The organism is Bradyrhizobium guangxiense, from assembly GCF_004114915.1.
In the GTDB taxonomy this organism is placed as follows: domain Bacteria; phylum Pseudomonadota; class Alphaproteobacteria; order Rhizobiales; family Xanthobacteraceae; genus Bradyrhizobium; species Bradyrhizobium guangxiense.
This window is the reverse complement of record NZ_CP022220.1, coordinates 786,076-802,334: the sequence shown is the minus strand read 5'-3', so window position 1 is coordinate 802,334 and position 16,259 is coordinate 786,076. Positions and strand designations below refer to the sequence as shown.

General features: G+C 56.0%; 13 protein-coding genes and 2 pseudogenes. 4 read left to right on the top strand and 11 right to left on the bottom strand.

Annotation, left to right across the window (positions count from 1 at the left end):
- Positions 1-27: 27 nt before the first annotated feature.
- From X268_RS38295 to gcvA, 6 genes are all read right to left on the bottom strand, one after another.
- Positions 28-735, bottom strand: a complete 708-nt coding sequence (locus X268_RS38295) for an ABC transporter ATP-binding protein (RefSeq protein WP_128929985.1) — start codon at positions 733-735, stop codon at positions 28-30.
- Positions 728-1,483, bottom strand: coding sequence for an ABC transporter ATP-binding protein (locus X268_RS38290; RefSeq protein WP_128929984.1), 756 nt, complete (start codon positions 1,481-1,483; stop codon positions 728-730). Before X268_RS38290 ends, X268_RS38295 begins: the two co-directional genes overlap by 8 nt.
- Positions 1,480-2,424 (bottom strand): branched-chain amino acid ABC transporter permease, encoded by a 945-nt coding sequence (locus X268_RS38285; RefSeq protein ID WP_206733114.1) that lies wholly within the window; start codon positions 2,422-2,424, stop codon positions 1,480-1,482. Before X268_RS38285 ends, X268_RS38290 begins: the two co-directional genes overlap by 4 nt.
- A gap of 61 nt (positions 2,425-2,485) precedes the next feature.
- The gene (locus tag X268_RS38280; RefSeq protein WP_128929982.1) at positions 2,486-3,358 is read right to left on the bottom strand and encodes a branched-chain amino acid ABC transporter permease; all 873 of its coding nucleotides are present in this window, start codon (positions 3,356-3,358) and stop codon (positions 2,486-2,488) included.
- 240 nt (positions 3,359-3,598) lie between these two features.
- Positions 3,599-4,669, bottom strand: coding sequence for an ABC transporter substrate-binding protein (locus X268_RS38275; protein ID WP_128929981.1), 1,071 nt, complete (start codon positions 4,667-4,669; stop codon positions 3,599-3,601).
- A 270-nt stretch (positions 4,670-4,939) separates the two neighbouring features.
- On the bottom strand, positions 4,940-5,815 hold the full coding sequence (gene gcvA / locus X268_RS38270; protein WP_128929980.1) for a transcriptional regulator GcvA: 876 nt from the start codon (positions 5,813-5,815) through the stop codon (positions 4,940-4,942).
- Between the two features lie 139 nt (positions 5,816-5,954).
- On the opposite strand from gcvA, the gene X268_RS41070 reads away from it, so the two are divergent.
- From X268_RS41070 to leuD, 4 genes and pseudogenes are all read left to right on the top strand, one after another.
- Complete coding sequence (locus X268_RS41070) at positions 5,955-6,341, top strand: helix-turn-helix transcriptional regulator (RefSeq protein ID WP_128929979.1); 387 nt, start codon at positions 5,955-5,957, stop codon at positions 6,339-6,341.
- 281 nt (positions 6,342-6,622) lie between these two features.
- Positions 6,623-7,402 carry an HpcH/HpaI aldolase family protein gene (locus tag X268_RS38260; RefSeq protein ID WP_206733115.1) on the top strand — a complete coding sequence of 260 codons (780 nt, stop codon included), beginning with the start codon at positions 6,623-6,625 and terminating at the stop codon, positions 7,400-7,402.
- A 174-nt stretch (positions 7,403-7,576) separates the two neighbouring features.
- Entirely contained in the window at positions 7,577-8,986 is a 1,410-nt protein-coding gene (gene leuC / locus X268_RS38255; RefSeq protein ID WP_164933598.1) for a 3-isopropylmalate dehydratase large subunit, read from the top strand.
- A gap of 9 nt (positions 8,987-8,995) precedes the next feature.
- A pseudogene (gene leuD / locus X268_RS38250) lies at positions 8,996-9,630 on the top strand (3-isopropylmalate dehydratase small subunit).
- 647 nt (positions 9,631-10,277) lie between these two features.
- Here leuD and X268_RS38245 read toward each other — a convergent pair.
- The 5 genes and pseudogenes from X268_RS38245 to X268_RS40500 all read right to left on the bottom strand — a co-directional run bounded on the left by X268_RS38245 (position 10,278) and on the right by X268_RS40500 (position 16,253).
- On the bottom strand, positions 10,278-10,604 hold the full coding sequence (locus X268_RS38245; RefSeq protein ID WP_128929976.1) for a helix-turn-helix domain-containing protein: 327 nt from the start codon (positions 10,602-10,604) through the stop codon (positions 10,278-10,280).
- A gap of 9 nt (positions 10,605-10,613) precedes the next feature.
- Entirely contained in the window at positions 10,614-11,945 is a 1,332-nt protein-coding gene (locus X268_RS38240; protein WP_128929975.1) for a type II toxin-antitoxin system HipA family toxin, read from the bottom strand.
- Between the two features lie 610 nt (positions 11,946-12,555).
- Positions 12,556-13,661: pseudogene (locus X268_RS38235) on the bottom strand (IS630 family transposase).
- A 63-nt stretch (positions 13,662-13,724) separates the two neighbouring features.
- Positions 13,725-15,074, bottom strand: a complete 1,350-nt coding sequence (locus X268_RS38230) for an alpha/beta hydrolase (RefSeq protein ID WP_128929974.1) — start codon at positions 15,072-15,074, stop codon at positions 13,725-13,727.
- A 12-nt stretch (positions 15,075-15,086) separates the two neighbouring features.
- Positions 15,087-16,253 carry a S1 family peptidase gene (locus X268_RS40500; protein ID WP_232995545.1) on the bottom strand — a complete coding sequence of 389 codons (1,167 nt, stop codon included), beginning with the start codon at positions 16,251-16,253 and terminating at the stop codon, positions 15,087-15,089.
- Positions 16,254-16,259: the final 6 nt, after the last annotated feature.

The window sequence follows — 16,259 nt, the reverse complement described above, 5'->3', positions numbered from 1 at the left end:
GTATGTAATCGGAGGTCGTCTACCTCCCTAGCTGATGCCAACGAGGCTCGATAGAACGGACTTATTGCCCGCCAGATCGTTGCTTTTGCCGTTCCAAACCACTTGGCCTCGATCCAGAATTAGGGCCTGGACCGTTAGTGACAGCGCTAGATCAACATGGTGTTCTACGAGGATAAACGTCATATCGCTTTCTTTTCTGATGCGTTTGAGCGCTTCCACAAGCTGGTCAACAATGACCGGAGCCAATCCTTCGAACGGCTCGTCGAGAATAAGCAAAGCGGGATTGCTGACGAGCGCTCGGCCGACAGCCAGCATCTGCTGCTCTCCACCCGACAAATGATTTCCGAAGTTCTGCCGTCGCTCAGCAAGCCGGGGGAATAGCTCAAACACGGATTCAATGTTCCACTTTCCCCGATCAACCCTTGCAACGGAAAGGTTTTCCTCTACCGTCAGGGAAGGAAAGATCTCTCGTTCCTGAGGCACGTAACCGAGGCCCAGGCGAGCCCGCTCGTAGGTATCGATGCCTCCGATCTCGCCGCCGTCAAATGTGATCTTGCCGGAGGCCATTTGCGTTAGGCCCATAATGGTCGCAAGCAGGGACGTCTTGCCGACACCATTGCGTCCCAACACGGCCAATGACGACCCTCTCGGGAGCGAAAGAGCCACGTTTTCAATAGCCGCGGCGCCATAGCCATATCCTGCGGTGACAGCTTCCAGTCTCAGCAAATCAGTCATTGCGCGCCTGTCCGAGGTAAACCTCTCGTACCTTAGCATCTGCTCGAATCTCGGACGGGGTTCCCTGCGTCAGCACGCTTCCCTCTGCCAACACCGTGATACGGTCAGCGAAACCAAAAACGATCTGCATGTCGTGCTCGATGACGATGACTGCGAGGTCGGCGGGCAACCGCCGCAGCAATTCCGAAAGTTTTCCGCTGTCTTCTTTCGGCAAGCCAGCAGCAGGTTCGTCGAGAATGAGCACCTTTGGCTTGAGAGCCAGCGCCAGCGCGAGCTCAACGAGCCGCCGTTGACCATATGCGAGATTGGAAATCAATTGGCATGCCGAACCACTGAGGTTAAAAACGTCTAGGAGCCGCTCGAGTTCGATCAGAACCTGCTTGCGCCTATTGAGCGCGCCCCACAGTTTTGCGTCGATATGCATATTTGCAACGACCGCGAGGGCAATATTTTCGACCACCGTCATGGACGGGAATAGCGAGTTTATTTGAAACGTTCGCGCGAGCCCCAGAGAGACTCGGCGTTGCGGCGAATACCGTGTGATGTCACGTCCTTCAAGTCGGATCGACCCAGAGGATGGAGCCAACGCTCCCGTGATGAGATTTACAAGGGTGGTCTTTCCTGCGCCATTCGGACCAATCAGAGCGTGTCTTGCACCAATCTCAAGGCGGAAGTTGATATTACGCGTGACGGCGAGAGCACCGAAGCTTTTGTGCAGACCGACGATTTCGAGGACCGTATCATTCATGGTTTCCGCCTGCGATCGAGGAGATAGCCACCCATACGATCAATCCAGGGACCAACGCCTTGAGGTGTAAACCTGACGGCGAGAATGAGGAGTCCACCCAGCATAAACAACCAATTGAAGGGGTCTATCGCCGCGGCCCGATCAGAAAAAATGACGAAAATAATGCCCCCAATGAATGCGCCGGTCAGGCGCCCCATCCCGCCGATTAGCAACATGATGAGGACGTTTCCGGATAGCAGGAATGAGAGTGAGTCGGTTGCGACAAGCCCGGTGACTTGTGCGGAAATTGCACCGGCCACACCCGCTATTGCTGCCGAAATCGAATAGATGAGAAGCAACCGTGCGGCGACCGGTACGCCTAGCATGCGCATGCGTTGGTCGTTGTCGCGTATCCCACGCAGAACATATCCAAATGGCGAGTTTACCAAGATCCGGGCAAGGGCAAACACGAAGGCCAGCACGCAAAGCGAATAGAGATAGGCAGTATGGCCATAGAGGTCGAACGAGTAACGTCCCAAGATGGGTGCGACCTGATACCCCGCAAGGCCATCATCTCCGCCCGTTACTGATTTCCAGGTTGTCGCAACTTGGAGGACGACGGCACCAATGGCGATCGTGAGGATGACTTGAGTCAAGCCGCGAACACGAAGAACCAGCAAACCCGTGACGAAGCCGAACGCGCCGGCAGCTAGCCCTCCTACCACAAGGCCGGTCAAGGGTTCAGATAAAACATTGAGCGCAAAAAGGGCGGCGGCGTAGGCTCCGATACCAAAAAAGACGGCATGACCTAAACTTTCGATTCCAGAGTAACCGATGGCGAGATCGAGCGACAGAGCCAAGATGATCATGATGATGACTTGGGTGCCGAGCTGGTGATAGGCGCCCAAGAAGAAATAAGCGAAAATTGCAAGCGCCCACACCAGCGCATCGCTAAGTCCCAAGCGGTGGGATCCAAAGGACGCGGCGATGTCCCGTTTAGGTGTGTCCTTTGAGGGAGTTACCTTAAGCACGGCCATAAAGCCCAAAAGGTCGAATGGACAGAATGAGGGCCAGAAGAATGTAGATGCCGAAAGCGCCGGCCGCCGGAAAGAGATAGCGAAAATAGGTATCGAAGATGCTATAGCCGAGCGCGGCGATAAGCGATCCTTTGAGACTGCCAAAGCCGCCAACCGCAACGACGATCAAAACCATGACCATATAGTTCGTGGCATAGTATGGCTGCAGCGGCAGCATCTGCGTTCCAAGTACGCCGGCTATGGCCGCTAACGCGCACCCAGCAACGAAGGTCTGAGCGAACCCCCGCCGCACATTGATCCCGACACAGCGAGCCATGCGCGGATTATCGACGGAGGCGCGCAAGCGGGCGCCAAAATCGGTCTGTTCGATGACGTACCAAATCAGGCCTGCGATTGTCAGGCTGACGATTGAAAGAAAGCTACGGTAAGCAGAAATCGATATCTCTTCAAAATGCCATGCTCCCGCCAGGAATTCAGGCGTTGGTAATGTATGCGTCAGCGAGCCATAACCGGCGTTGATCGAGGCGATCATTATGAATGTGAGGCCAATTGTCATCAGGATTTGACCGAGAGCACTCGTCTCATAGATCCATCGATATACGGTCCGTTCAAGAATGGCCCCGAGTATCGCCGTGATTGCAACAGCAATCGGAAGCGCGGCGAGCAAACCCAGGCCAAAATGATTGACGAGCGAGAGTGCAGTGTAACCGCCGATCATGGCGAAACCACAATGTGCAATGTTTAGAAGACGCATCACGCCGAGCGTGATCGTCAGGCCAGAGGAGATCAGAAAGAGGATCATCCCGAAGGACAGGCCGTCGATCAAAAGCGATATACCCGTCGTCCAGTAGCTATTCACTTGATCCCTCAAACACCGCCTGCATCACAAGCATGCTGCCAATGGCCATTACGTCCCGCCGCATTGGCCTGGAGTCATGCGGCCTGATTCTACTCCCCTATTTTCGCGCGCCTAAACGTCGTCAGCGCGAGGCAGGATTGGCCTCCTTCCAGGGATCTTTGAGATTCGGAATTACGGCGACCTGTTTATTTACGAGGACGCCGTCGATCTTCTCGACCTTTCGGATATAGACGTTTTGGATCAGGTCCCGTTCGACCGGATCGATCCGCGCGGGCTCTCCCAGGAGTACCCTTTGGCGGCCGCCAAGGCTTTTTCACCATCAAGTTTCCCGTCGGTTGCTTCGGTCATATGGGCGATCAGGTGTATGCCGTCCCACGCCTCAACGGTCCCGATATTAGGTATGGCGCCCTTCCCGTATTTTGCTTCCAGCGCATTGACGAACTCCTTATTCGCGGTGCTTTCTGGCGAATGAGGACCATAAAAGAGAGAGGAATATACACCGATGGCCAGTTCGCCGGTTTGTCCCAATGCCGCGAGGGGTGCCTCCTCGGTTTCACCGAGGCCAAAGTACTGCAAGCCCCGTTGTGCCAAGCCGCGCTCGAAATACCCTTTGAACAGTGCAACGGAGATGGGCCCGTTCGGGACGAACGTAAATAGAACGTCAGCGTTCGCGTCCTGCAGCCGCTGGAAGTAGCTGGAGAAGTCAGTTGTATCCAAAGGCACCTTTACGACATCGACGATCTTGCCGCCGAGCTTGCCGTAATTGGCATCATAAGCTGCAATTGCGTCGTGACCGGGGGCGTAGTCGACGGCAAAGACAACAGCTTTCTTCTTGCCCTGATCAATAGCATAGCGCGTGATGCCATACGCCAATTGCCAGATGGTGCAGCCCACTCTTAAAAAATATGGCGATTTACGTGTGGTATCTGCGGTATTTGCGTTGAAAATGACGAAGGGAATTTTCGCTTGCGTCACAACATCGGCAACGGCTACCGCGTTAGGCGTGAAGTCCATACCGCCGAGAAATTGTACCCCCTCTCGGGTGATCAGCTCTTGAGCGAGTTGTTTCGCTCGAGCGGGATTTGGGCCGCCAGAATCACGATAGAGGACCTCAACGGTGTGGCCTCCAAGCTTTCCTCCGTGCTTCTCGACATAGAGGTCAACGGCTCGTTTGAATTGGACGCCCCACTCGGCATAGGGGCCGCTAAAAGAGCCGATGATGCCGATCTTGACCTCGGCAGAATGCGCATCTGTAGAAATGGACAGTGAGGCAAGAACCGCCGCGAAGGCCAGCAAGCTGAAGCGCTTCATTGTTTCCGTCCCCCTATTTGTGCACCGCCATGCGCCGCAAGCAAGGCGACGACTGCGCCCATCGTTCGGCCCAGATAGAGGGCATTAGAGGAGTGCATTCTTGTATAATCTTGCGGGACGCCGGGACTGTTAGTCGCAGGTCGCGGAGGGCAGACCAGTTAAGGGCTGCTCACGCTATATTACGCGGATGTCACAAGGTCCATGTCCGGGGCTGAGAGTCGCTTCTTTCCCGTCCATTTCAGATCGATGGATCTGACGGTTGCCGCCGCCTCACCGAGCAGCCATTGCGCGGAACGCGACAAGTGCCGGCAAATCGCTCTTTTCGGTTGGATAAGCGAGATAGAATGCCATCTGGTTGCGGACAATGAGATTGAACGGTGCGATCAGTCGGCCGGTTTCGAGATCCCTTTCAATCAAGGGAAGATGCACAATTGCAATACCAAGGCCGTCGATAGCTGCTTGGCACGCGAGCCCCGAGTTTTCAAATCGTAGGCCCGTGTTGGCCGGGACCTGCGGCGCGCCTGCAGTCTGGAGCCATTGCCGCCAAAAATCCGGGCGCTGCAAGGAATGGAGAAGAACGTGATGATCGAGTTCGTGCGGATAGCGCGGGACCGGCATTCCATTCGCAAGCTTGGGGCCGCATACGACGATGAGCAGTTCGTCGAACAGATGTTTGGCCTCGAGCCCAGGCCACTGGCCCAATCCGTACTCGATCGAGGCATCGATGCCTTGCGCTTCAAAATTGGCAGGGGATTGTTGTGAGGTTGAGACCTGAATTTCCACCTGCGGATATTGCTCGCGAAACCTCGCGAGGCGAGGGATCAACCAGCGCATGGCAAAGGTGGGTAAACACCTAAGCTTTAGGACATTGTGTTTTGACGACGCGCAGATCTCGGACGTCGCGGACCTTATCTCGTCAAACGCAACCTGAAGCCGCTTATGATATCGTCGAGCCTCTTCCGTCAGTTCGATGCGACGATGCTTACGAACAAATAACTTTATTCCGAGGTGGGTCTCAAGTACCGCGATATGCCTGCTGACGGCCCCTTGGGTAATGCAAAGCTCTTCCGCCGCTCGACTGAAATTGCCATGACGCGCCGCAGCATCGAAGGCTCGTAGCGCATTCATGGGCAAGTATTGGCCCATAACCCATTATTCTCCCTAGGTTTTCGCTTATATCGCAAAAACTCATGCAAGTCATCAGTTAACTTGCTTTGCGCGGCATGCTGATCGCCTTCATCCTCAGCCCCGCGATGAAACTCGTCCACTGCAGCAAGAGTTGGACATGACTTGTGGGATGGAAACGGCAGTCGTATCGGCAGACGCATTCTCTGCTCCGCCCGGCGACCCTGACGGAAGCATTACAGAAGTTGCGCTCGCGTTTATTAAGAAGAGCCCTGAGATCAGGATTACGCTTCGCGATCTTGAGCGTCAGACGGGCGCAAGTATCTTTCAACTGATTAGGGCATTCCGAAGAGATTTGGGAGTAACGCCCCATGCCTATCTGATAAAACGGCGCGTCGCGCGCGGCGCTGATCTTCTTCTTCAGGGAGAGCCAGCGGCACAAGTAGCTTACGAGGTCGGTTTCGTTGACCAAAGTCACTTCACGAAGCACTTCAAGCGTGTCCACGGCGTGACGCCAAAGCGCTATGTTGCGGTAGCCACCAGCTAGCTGGCAAATCGAGCGCATGAGAAGTTCGCCACTGGCGACAGACCTTTTGCAAAAGCTTGTCTAGAGTTCTTGAGGGTCTAATCCGCTCCGGCGCACAACAAGGCGCGGTTGCCGGCGCAATCGGAGCAGTCAAGTGATCACGCGGTCAGTGGTGTACTTGTTGCGCGCGGCGTCGACGACATTCCGATGCCAGCAGCCGTCAACAGGATATCGAGGCCAGTCGTCATATTCACAGCAAAGAAAGCTTCCTTATGGCCCCCTTTCGAGGACTAAATCGCCGCATGGCCGAAAATGGCCATTTACTGAACGGCTATTGCGCGATCCCCGATGCGTTTTCGGCAGAACTTTATGCTCGACAAGGCTTCGACGTAATCACGCTTGACCTGCAGCATGGTCTCATCGGGTACGATGCCGCCGTCGCGATGCTACAAGCCATTACGGCCGTGGACGTGCTCCCGTTGGTACGCATCCCCTGGCTCGACCCGGCAATCATCATGAAAGCGCTTGATGCAGGTGCTCTTGGTGTGACATGCCCTATGGTCAACACGGCAGCGGACGCTGAGCGCCTCGTCCAATATTGCAAATATCCACCGATGGGCCAGCGCAGCTTAGGCCCCGTCCGTGCGGCGACGGCCTATGGCGAGGACTATGCTGCGCATGCGAACCGGGAGCTCAGCGTCATCGCTATGATTGAAACCGCTGAAGCCGTCGCCAACATCGAGAGTATTCTTGATGTGCCAGGTCTGGATGGTGTCTATATCGGACCAGGCGATCTCTCGCTGTCCCTGAACAGGAAGCCGCAGCTGGAGGAGTTTGATACCGAGGTGGACGCTGCCATCGATCGCGTTTTGAAGGGGTGCATTAAGAAGGGTCTGATTGCAGGCATTTTCGCACCTGGTCCCGAACAAGCGTGGCGCATGGTCACGCGTGGCTTTCGATTCGTCACGCTTTCCACTGACGCTCGCGCATTGGCGTTCCAGGCCAAGTCTTGGGTTGAGAAGTTTCGACTGCTCAGTCGAGAGCCGTCCCGTGTTACCGGTGCATCGGGCCTGAAGGGGTAAGGACTAAATATCAAAAAGTGGGCGACCGGACCATAAGCCCTCATCCGCTCGAAATTGCAATTTCTTACTAGTCGACGAGCTCCTCCTGCATCAAGACCGGTGTCGCCGATCACGCAATTGGCGTGAAGCCTACCCGCTCTTAGCGTGGGAGCAACTCGGCCATGGTGTAACATGATCCAACCGCGGTCTATCTTTGAAAAGATCTGGAACAGTCATGTCATCCGGGAAATGGGTGACGGCGTCTTCTTGCTCTATGTCGATCGCCACATCATCCAGGAATCGGCGAGCGGACAAGCATTTGATGGGCTACGGCGCGCCTCGCGATCTGTGCGTCGACCTGATCTCACTTTCGGTGTCACGGATCACATCGTTTCGACACGTCCTGGGCGCACGGTCGATTCGAACCCCGAGGGGCGCGAGCTAATCACCTTGATGGAACGGAACTGCAGCGAACACGGAATTGAGCTGTTTGACTTGGCTGATGCCAGGCAGGGTATCGAACACGTCGTGGCGCCGGAGCTCGGGCTTATCACGCCAGGGATGACTGTTGTTTGCGCAGACAGCCATACACCAACAAATGGCGCGCTCGGTGCCTATGCGTGGGGTTTTGGCACAAGCGATGTCGAGCACGTTCTAGCAACCCAAACCGTACTTCAGCGCAAGCCAAAGGCGCTACGGGTGACGTTCGCCGGACGTCTGGGAAAGGATGTCTGTGCCAAGGACCTCATACTTTACTTGATCGGCAAAGAGGGAACACAGGCGGCGCGCGGATATGCCATCGAATATTGCGGACCCGTCATTCGTGCGATGTCCATGGAAGGCAGGATGACGATCTGCAACATGTCCATTGAATTTGGTGGACGTGCTGGCATGATCGGGCCGGACGATACCACGTATGAATATATCGCTGGCCGCGACTATGCTCCCAAAGGTGCGCATTGGCAGGCCGCATTAGATCAGTGGCGCACTCTTAACACAGACGAGCAAGCTCTCTTCGACAAGGAAATCAGGGTTAACTGTAGCGAGATTGCCCCCCAGGTGACGTGGGGGACAACACCTGGCGATGTCGTAGGTATCGACGAAAACATCCCAGATCCCGTGTTGATTGGCGATCCTGTCCGTCGCGCCATGGCGGAGCAGGCGCTGCACTATATCGGCCTCAAACCTAATCAGCCTCTTGAAGGCATTCCGATCAACGTCGCCTTCATTGGATCCTGCACCAACAGCCGCCTATCGGACCTTCAGGCGGCAGCGGCCATCGTCAAGGGGCGCAAGGTCGCCAAAGGCGTGCGGGCGCTGGTTGTGCCTGGATCGACGTCGGTCAAGCGCGCGGCTGAGGCCCTCGGTCTAAACAAAGTATTTCTCGATGCAGGCTTCGACTGGAGAGAGGCCGGGTGTTCAATGTGTCTGGGGATCAACGACGACCAAGTCGCGCCAGGTGAGCGCTGCATGGCGACCTCTAATCGCAACTTCGAGCATCGCCAAGGACCAAATAGCCGCACGCATCTTGCAAGTCCGGCATCGGTGGCGGCGGCCGCCGTGACGGGTGTCATCACCGACGTTCGCAAGCTCGCGCACGCATAGAGGCGGCAAATGGAAAAGTTTGTGACGTTGGAAGGTGTCGCCGCAGTGCTGGCGGACCCGAATATTGATACAGATGCAATTATCCCTGCCCGCTTCATGCGTTCTGCGAACGCTAATTTGGGTAAGGCCCTGTTCGCCAACAGCCGATTTCAGGACGACGGATCCGAACGCGCCGACTTTGTGCTGAATATTCCGCCATTTCGGAGCAGCTCGATCCTCGTGGCAGGCGATAACTTTGGCTGCGGCAGCTCGCGAGAAGCAGCAGTCTGGGCGCTGAAGCAATTTGGTATTCGCTGCGTTATCGCGAGAGCTTCGGGGAAATATTCTTCGAGAACTGCTTCAAGAATGGCGTTCTTCCGATCACATTGCCCAAAGCCGACTATGAGCAAATCCTAGGCGCGCTTGCGAAAGACCCCGGGCGTGAAATTAAGGTCGATCTTGAGCGATGTGAGATCAGGATGTCGTGTTCGCTATCGATACCGTTTGTCGTGTCGCCTTCGCGTCGGACAGCATTGCTTGAAGGGCTCGACGATATCCAGCTGACGCTGCGTTATGTCAGCGATATCGACGCATTCGAGGCCTTCGACGGGGTCGCGCGGCCATGGATGCGTCGCCCCACGTCATCTTTTGGCCGATCGCCGTAGAGCTGATGACGTCAGTTTCGTGGTGGGAGCCTTGGCAATTCAAGGCTCTGTCGTCCGGTGAACGCTAGCGGAAACGAAAAGACGCAAATGGTTACGCATTCCACGACATTTGATGATACGAATCTCTTGGAGCGAGCTTGGGTTTAACGCGCATCCAGCCCGGGCTCGGCTTCTCTCCTATGCGAAAAGCCTCGCGACTTTCGCTGGGGATATGGAGCGCTGTCTTTGTTTGTGAACCCCACGGCTCAAGATTATGACATTGTCCTCCTGGGTACGAGGTCAGTTCTTCAGTTCAAGACATTCGTCCTCCAGTCAAGTTTGAACGAAGATCTTGCAGCAACGCCACGGGGAAGCCGACCGGCCGAAGATGTTCGAAGGCGACCAAGGTGGATGAAAAGAGGCCAAGATCTCGCAGAATTGCACTTCGACGCAACCTCTTGCCGCTGTTTTTTGCGATCAGCGTCGCTCCTTTGGTCGGCCAAGGGCTCGCCCGGCACACCGGCAGTGTCATCTTGAAATAGACCAGCGTACCGGATTTGCGCCTCCTCAAAACTCCAGAGCATTACGGACCGTTTGCGAACACGCCAAAGAGATTCCTCACGAATGGCCATTCGGAAGAATCTATTCGGTTCGAGACGCGCTCATCATCAATGTGGCCCGGCAGATTTCTCATCTTCGCGAGAGGCCGTTGTCGCCCCAGCAGCGATCGGAATAAAGCCGATTTGGAAACCGAATGCGCGACCTATTTTGTCTAGCGTTTGCGCAGTAGGATTGGCCGCTCCTCTTTCAATGTCGGCGACTTGGCGCGGTGTCAGCTTAAACAGTCGGGCGAACTCAATCTGGGTGAGCCCGAGGGCTTGACGCATCTCGGCGACAGCCTCCGGCAAGCGGAGAGTACCCGCGCGCGCTTTGGCTGCAATTGCGGCGCGACGATCTCGGATCTCCTCTTTCGTAGGTTTACGCCATCTGGCCATGAGGCTCGCCTAATCTGTCACATTGCGCAGTTTGGCAACACCGTTCGCCATATCTTCGTTGCGAATGATTGCATTCGTCACGACGGAGACCGGCACGCCGCACTTTCTTGCAATCTCTGGAAGGGCCCGGAGAAGATCTTCCTTAGCTGCCAAAGCGGACATCAATTTGTGGGCGGGCACCTTGGGGCTAGAAACTGTCTCACAGACGAGCCTCCAATCAGGATTGGTGTCCTGTCCTCCACCATCGAGCATGCACCCCCACCTTGTGGAACGGACGATGCCCGCTGTCGCGATCTTCATTGGTGCGAAATCGAACAAGGGGGCGAGACGTATGCTTCCATCCGGGAATTTTCTAAGCGCGGCGTTTCGACCATGATTATCGGGATTGCCCATAGCCAGGTTCAAGACATCTCGCAGCAGATACTCCGTCGTGTCCTCCAGCGGACACGACGAGACCTGTTGGATTGTTTTCAGATAAGTTTCGTGCCTGCTCTGAAATGCAAACTCCGCAACGCCAATCGCAGAGACCAGACTCTCTTGTCCGTAGCGGATTAGACCACCCGACGTCACCCTGCGGTCAAACCGTGGAATGACAAGCACACCATTGCCGTAGGTGCTCGTGCGTTCGACGTTGACGCCAAACTCTTTTGCGACCACCGAATAGCCCGATTCAGACTCCAGGATCCGCTGATCCACCGGCTCATCACTACGCAGAAGCTTTACGATGATAAATTCGAGGGCGTCCGCGTCCGGGACCATCGAATTCGGATACCAAAGTCCGTCTCGGGAGCGAGTCAGTGACACCTTGGGCCAGTCACCTTGCAGCCCACTCGAACCCGAGGCAAGCAAGGAAAAGCGATCAGCAACTTCGAGAAACGCATCGCTCCGATCGAGAATTTCTTCCATAGTGATTCCCGCGACCGATATGTCCTGAAGACGTTCGACCTCCTGATCATATGCTTCTTTGATGCGAATATTGCCGACGGGAGAACTCGCAGCTCTCATGAGAAGATGGACTTGGGTAGAAGGCGCCTCGACCGGAAGGTTCAGAAATCGCGCGATCCTCTCGGCGTGGTGACCTTGAGGAATTAGGTCCAGTAGAAAAGCTGGCCAGGTGCTTGCTGCGCGATCCACCAGATCGACTGGGGCGTTGATCGAGTAAGCATGTACGCCTTTAAGGGGACGGTCTTCCGCAAATGGAATGGCGCCGAACTTGGCAAAATAGCCCATTTCGTAGCTAGTTCTGGAAGGCGTCGTGTAGCCCTTTTCGGGGGCTTCCAAGTTGACAATGGCCGCCTCGTGCCACGTGCCTTCTATGAAAGTTTCTACAGTCAGGTCCATTTACAAATCCCTTTAGGGATGTATATGGCAGGTGAGCTCAAGAATCAACCCATTATAATGGAAGTATTAATAGCGGAGGATCCGTTCGGACACTGCAGTCGTTGCCCATCATGCTTTTGGCCTGCCGGATCTTTGCGCCGCCACCACGGACTGAGCGGCCCCTCAGAGATGCTCGCCCCGCGATCAAGTGCGGTGACGGCGCAGCCCTGTATTCAGCTCTCATTCTGATGGGCTTCATGCTGAAGAGCGGACCCGGCCAGAGGACCCAGAGGGCGCCTCCTTCGGCAAGACCTAAAAAGCGCAAAGGCTGGCTGTTATGATGGAGCGTCGCACGCTCAAACATCAAAAGCCCGAACGGACTTTTACCATCAACTGAGTAAGCGGCACTCGTACGACGAGATGCGCGCTATCCCGATCCAAACTGTGGTCTTCCCGGGCGCATGCATGTACGGTCCCCGATCTCACCACGGCCCGCTTCTCACTATCGTGCAAGACTGCTCGATTCCGCGAAAGCTGCGCGACATTTGCTGCCGTTACATAAAGGCTTCGAAATAGGAACGAGCCGCACATCAACGAGGATTAATGCGCACGCCCCCCTAGTCACGTGAATCTAAAGTTCGCCGCATAAAGTCTGCTGGGCTTTGTGGCAGAAGCGTTTGACGGAAGCCAAGATCTGGTCTGCAGACTTGGTCCATTTGAAGGGCCTCGGGTTATTGTTGTGCAGTTCGATGAAGGTACGGATGTCGGCCTCGAGCTGTCTGACGGAGGTGTGAACACCTCGCTGGATCTGCTTTCTGGTGAGTTCAGCGAACCAGCGCTCGTTCTGATTGATCCATGACGCGGAAGTCGGCGTAAAGTGGACATGGTTGTGCGGCCGGCGAGCGAGCCACGCCTTGATCTTAGGTGTCTTGTGGGTGGCGTAGTTGTCCATGACGATGTGGACCGCAAGCCCCTCGGGGATTTGAGCGTCGATTTCCTTGAGGAACTTCAAGAACTCGACCGCCCGATGACGCTTGTAGCATTTGCCAATGACAAAGCCGGAAGCGACATCGAGCGCGGCAAACAGTGTGGTCGTGCCATGTCGCACATAACTGTGCGTGCGACGTTCTGGCATCCCAGGCATCATCGGCAAGACCGGCTGCTCGCGATCGAGTGCCAGGATCTGGCTTTCTCATCAACGCTGAGGACAACGGCTCGGTTCGGTGGGGATAGATAAAGGCCGACAATGTACCTTGTCGACGAACAGTGGATCGCTCGACAACTTGAATGTCTGGCTACGGTGCGGTTGCAAGCTGAACGCCGACCACATTCGGCGGATCGTGGTGTGGGAAAAGCCAGTTTCCGCAGCCATCGAGCGGATCAACCAGTGCGTCGCGTCGGCCGGCGTCGTACGCAATGTCCGCTCGATTACCTCAGCAACCTGATCGTCGTCGATGGTGCGAGGGCGGCTCGGGCGGGCTTCATCAAGCAGGCCATCACAGCGATCCTTCTAAAAAAACCGACGGCGCCACTTGCCAACGGTGTGTTCATGGATGCCGAGTTCAGCAGCCACAGACTTGCTTGGCAGGCCATCCGCACATCGCAGGATCGCGCGGCATCGCTCAGATAGCACCGCGCGACACGATGACGACGAACTTGCCTCTCTAGGTACGTGCGCTCCTGCGGACTGAGCACTAACGGCGCGATCGGCCGGCCTCTCACACCTGCATTCCCCACAAGCGCTCTCCTCTACAAAGATTCGAGCCATCAACTAATGTGATGAACTTGCGTTCCAGATGACTAGTAAGGATACATCCAATAGGTCGCGTTGAGCTCGTTAGGCATCGAGCGCAAAGTTGGGGTCCGCTGCGGTGGCTTGAGGTGGCTAGATGAGGAGATGATCCGGCCGATATCGTCGAGGACCGCCCGGCTCGTTGAATAGGTACTATGATTGAGCGCGAACATTTCGCTTCCGACCGCAGAGACATCGATCGTCTCGATGCCCGAGACGAGAGTTGGACCGCTCTTAGTCACATAGCCCATTCGCGATTTCGACTGCGCCTTCTTCATCGAGGCGAGCAGAGCCAGATCAGTTGACGAGGCGTACACGGTCACCGCACCCGCGGCCGCTTTGATCTGGTTAGCCCGCTCCAGATAGAGGTCACGGTCGACGTCGGGTGCTGCGAAAATCAGCTCGGTAATGCCAAGCGCTGTTTGGCTCAGCGCTGCCTGCTGCAAGGCGCCCAATACCACTTCGCTGCCAAGGCTGTGTGCGATCAGGATGATCCGCGAAACGTTCCCCTCCGTCTTGATGAGCTTGAGAAGATCGAACAATCCATCGGTGGCATGCAAAGCACTTTCGCGGTCGTAATCGTAATCCGCCAACCCGCCTTTCGAGGGCCAGGAATAAATCATGACGCGGCCCTTGTAATTTGCATCGAAGGCAATCTGAGCGGCCTTGAACGCTGCATCCGAGAAAGGAACATTGTAGCCATGGACGAACAGCATCAGGCTGTCGGCAGGATTGGCGATCGCGGAGGCAAACTCCTCTCGTGAGAGCTTCGATAGAGTCTGGATTCGAAAGTGCTTTCCGTCCTGCTCGGCCTCTGTCCAAATGCCGTACAGATATGTCTTTGGCGTTTCGACTTCGCCCATCTTGTGAACGATCGGTATGCTCACAGTCACGCAGCCATAGGTATTCGTGGCCGAACGATCATAGGTGATCTGTTTCAGCTGCAGATTCGGGCCTCCCATCACCTCGCGGTTGGTCGCAAAATAAACGGGCACCAAGCCCTTGATGGCGGGCTTGTTGGGAGCCTCGGCGCCAGTTGGCGTCGGTTTCTCGGGAGGTGCTTCCTCACTTGCCTCACCCGTTGTGGGGCGATGATAGCCATAATCATGGCGTCTCGGACCATAATACCTCGGGCCGTAATACCTTGCGGCATGATGGTGATATCCTGTCAATGCACGCCCGTGGTGCTGATGCGTGTTTTGGGCTTGGGGCTTTGACGGTCTCGAGATAGGTGCTTGATGAGCGCAGCCGACGACAAACATGCAGACCAGAGCAATTAAAGCCGCGCGGAGCTGCCGGAACGACGAGAGCCAGTGCAGCGCATTTGAAGAATCGGCTCGCAATGTCGAGACGACCATGGCCCCTCCTCCTTACTTCGCAAGAACTTGAGATAGATTGACGGTAGCACCGAGCCATCCACGGTACCGATCGACGGCGGGTCCACTGGTCAGCTTGTAGGTGAAGCGCGCCTCTGCACCGCCATCGTTGATGGCGCAAGCAATGTTGCCGGCTCCGTTTGCCGTCTCGACATGCCAGGAGCAGCCGGTGATACGGTAGCCCGGCTCGGCTGGGAACGTCTCGGCGTAGTCGGCCGAATGCTCGGCAAACACGACGGGATGATCATCCTTGGTCTTGTCGACGGTGTATGAGCGCTCGATCTGCTTGAGCTCGACGAGTTGCGATAGCGGAACATTGACGATGAGCCGCCGGTCTTCTGGAAGCAACGTGTGAAGCGCGCCGGCCAGGATCTCGGGAATTTTCACGCCCTGATTGGCTTGCGTCTGCACATGGGTCGAGTTGAGCTTGCTCCAGTTCTCGAATGAGATTGTAGTGTCGACCCATTTGGTCCAGCAGACGGATGGTTGGGGGATAGCCGCAATCAGCTTGTAGAGCGGACTCGCGGCTATGACCGTGGCAGGAATGATGAAATTCACTCCGTTGACCTGGGCATCGTTCCATTTGACGATGCCGCCGACAGCGATACCGAGGAGCGCGCCGAACTCGTTGAACGCGGGACCTCCGCTGTTGCCGACGTTCATGACAGTATCGGTTTGCCAGCGCCCATTTGGGCTGGTTTGATTGCTGATCAGGCCGCTCGATATGCTCAGATCCAGGTCGAGGGGATAGCCGAGCAGATAGAGTTGGGTTCCCATTGGGGCCTGCTGGCTTTCATTGATGACCGGCATTGGGCAGCGCGATGCTCCGCCGCTGTTGCTGGCCGGCTGGGCCAACTCGAGAAGGGCAAGATCGTTGGCGTCGTCGCGGTGAATCGCGCTGACTTTGATTGGGTTTGCGTTGCGCGAGCCAAGGCGAGCATCGACCTCAAAGCTCTTGTAGTTTTCCTCGCGTCCGACCACATGGCTGTTGGTGAGCACGAGGTTGTCGCCGATCAGAAGGCCGGAGCCGCCTCCGACTTCCTGCTTGCCGTTGTACATAACGCCGACAAACTGGACATGAACAGTCCTGACGTTATAGCGCGCGGCGATCTGCACCGCGGCGCGATCGGCTAGCGCCTGCCCGGAGATGACAAAGAGCAAGGCGAG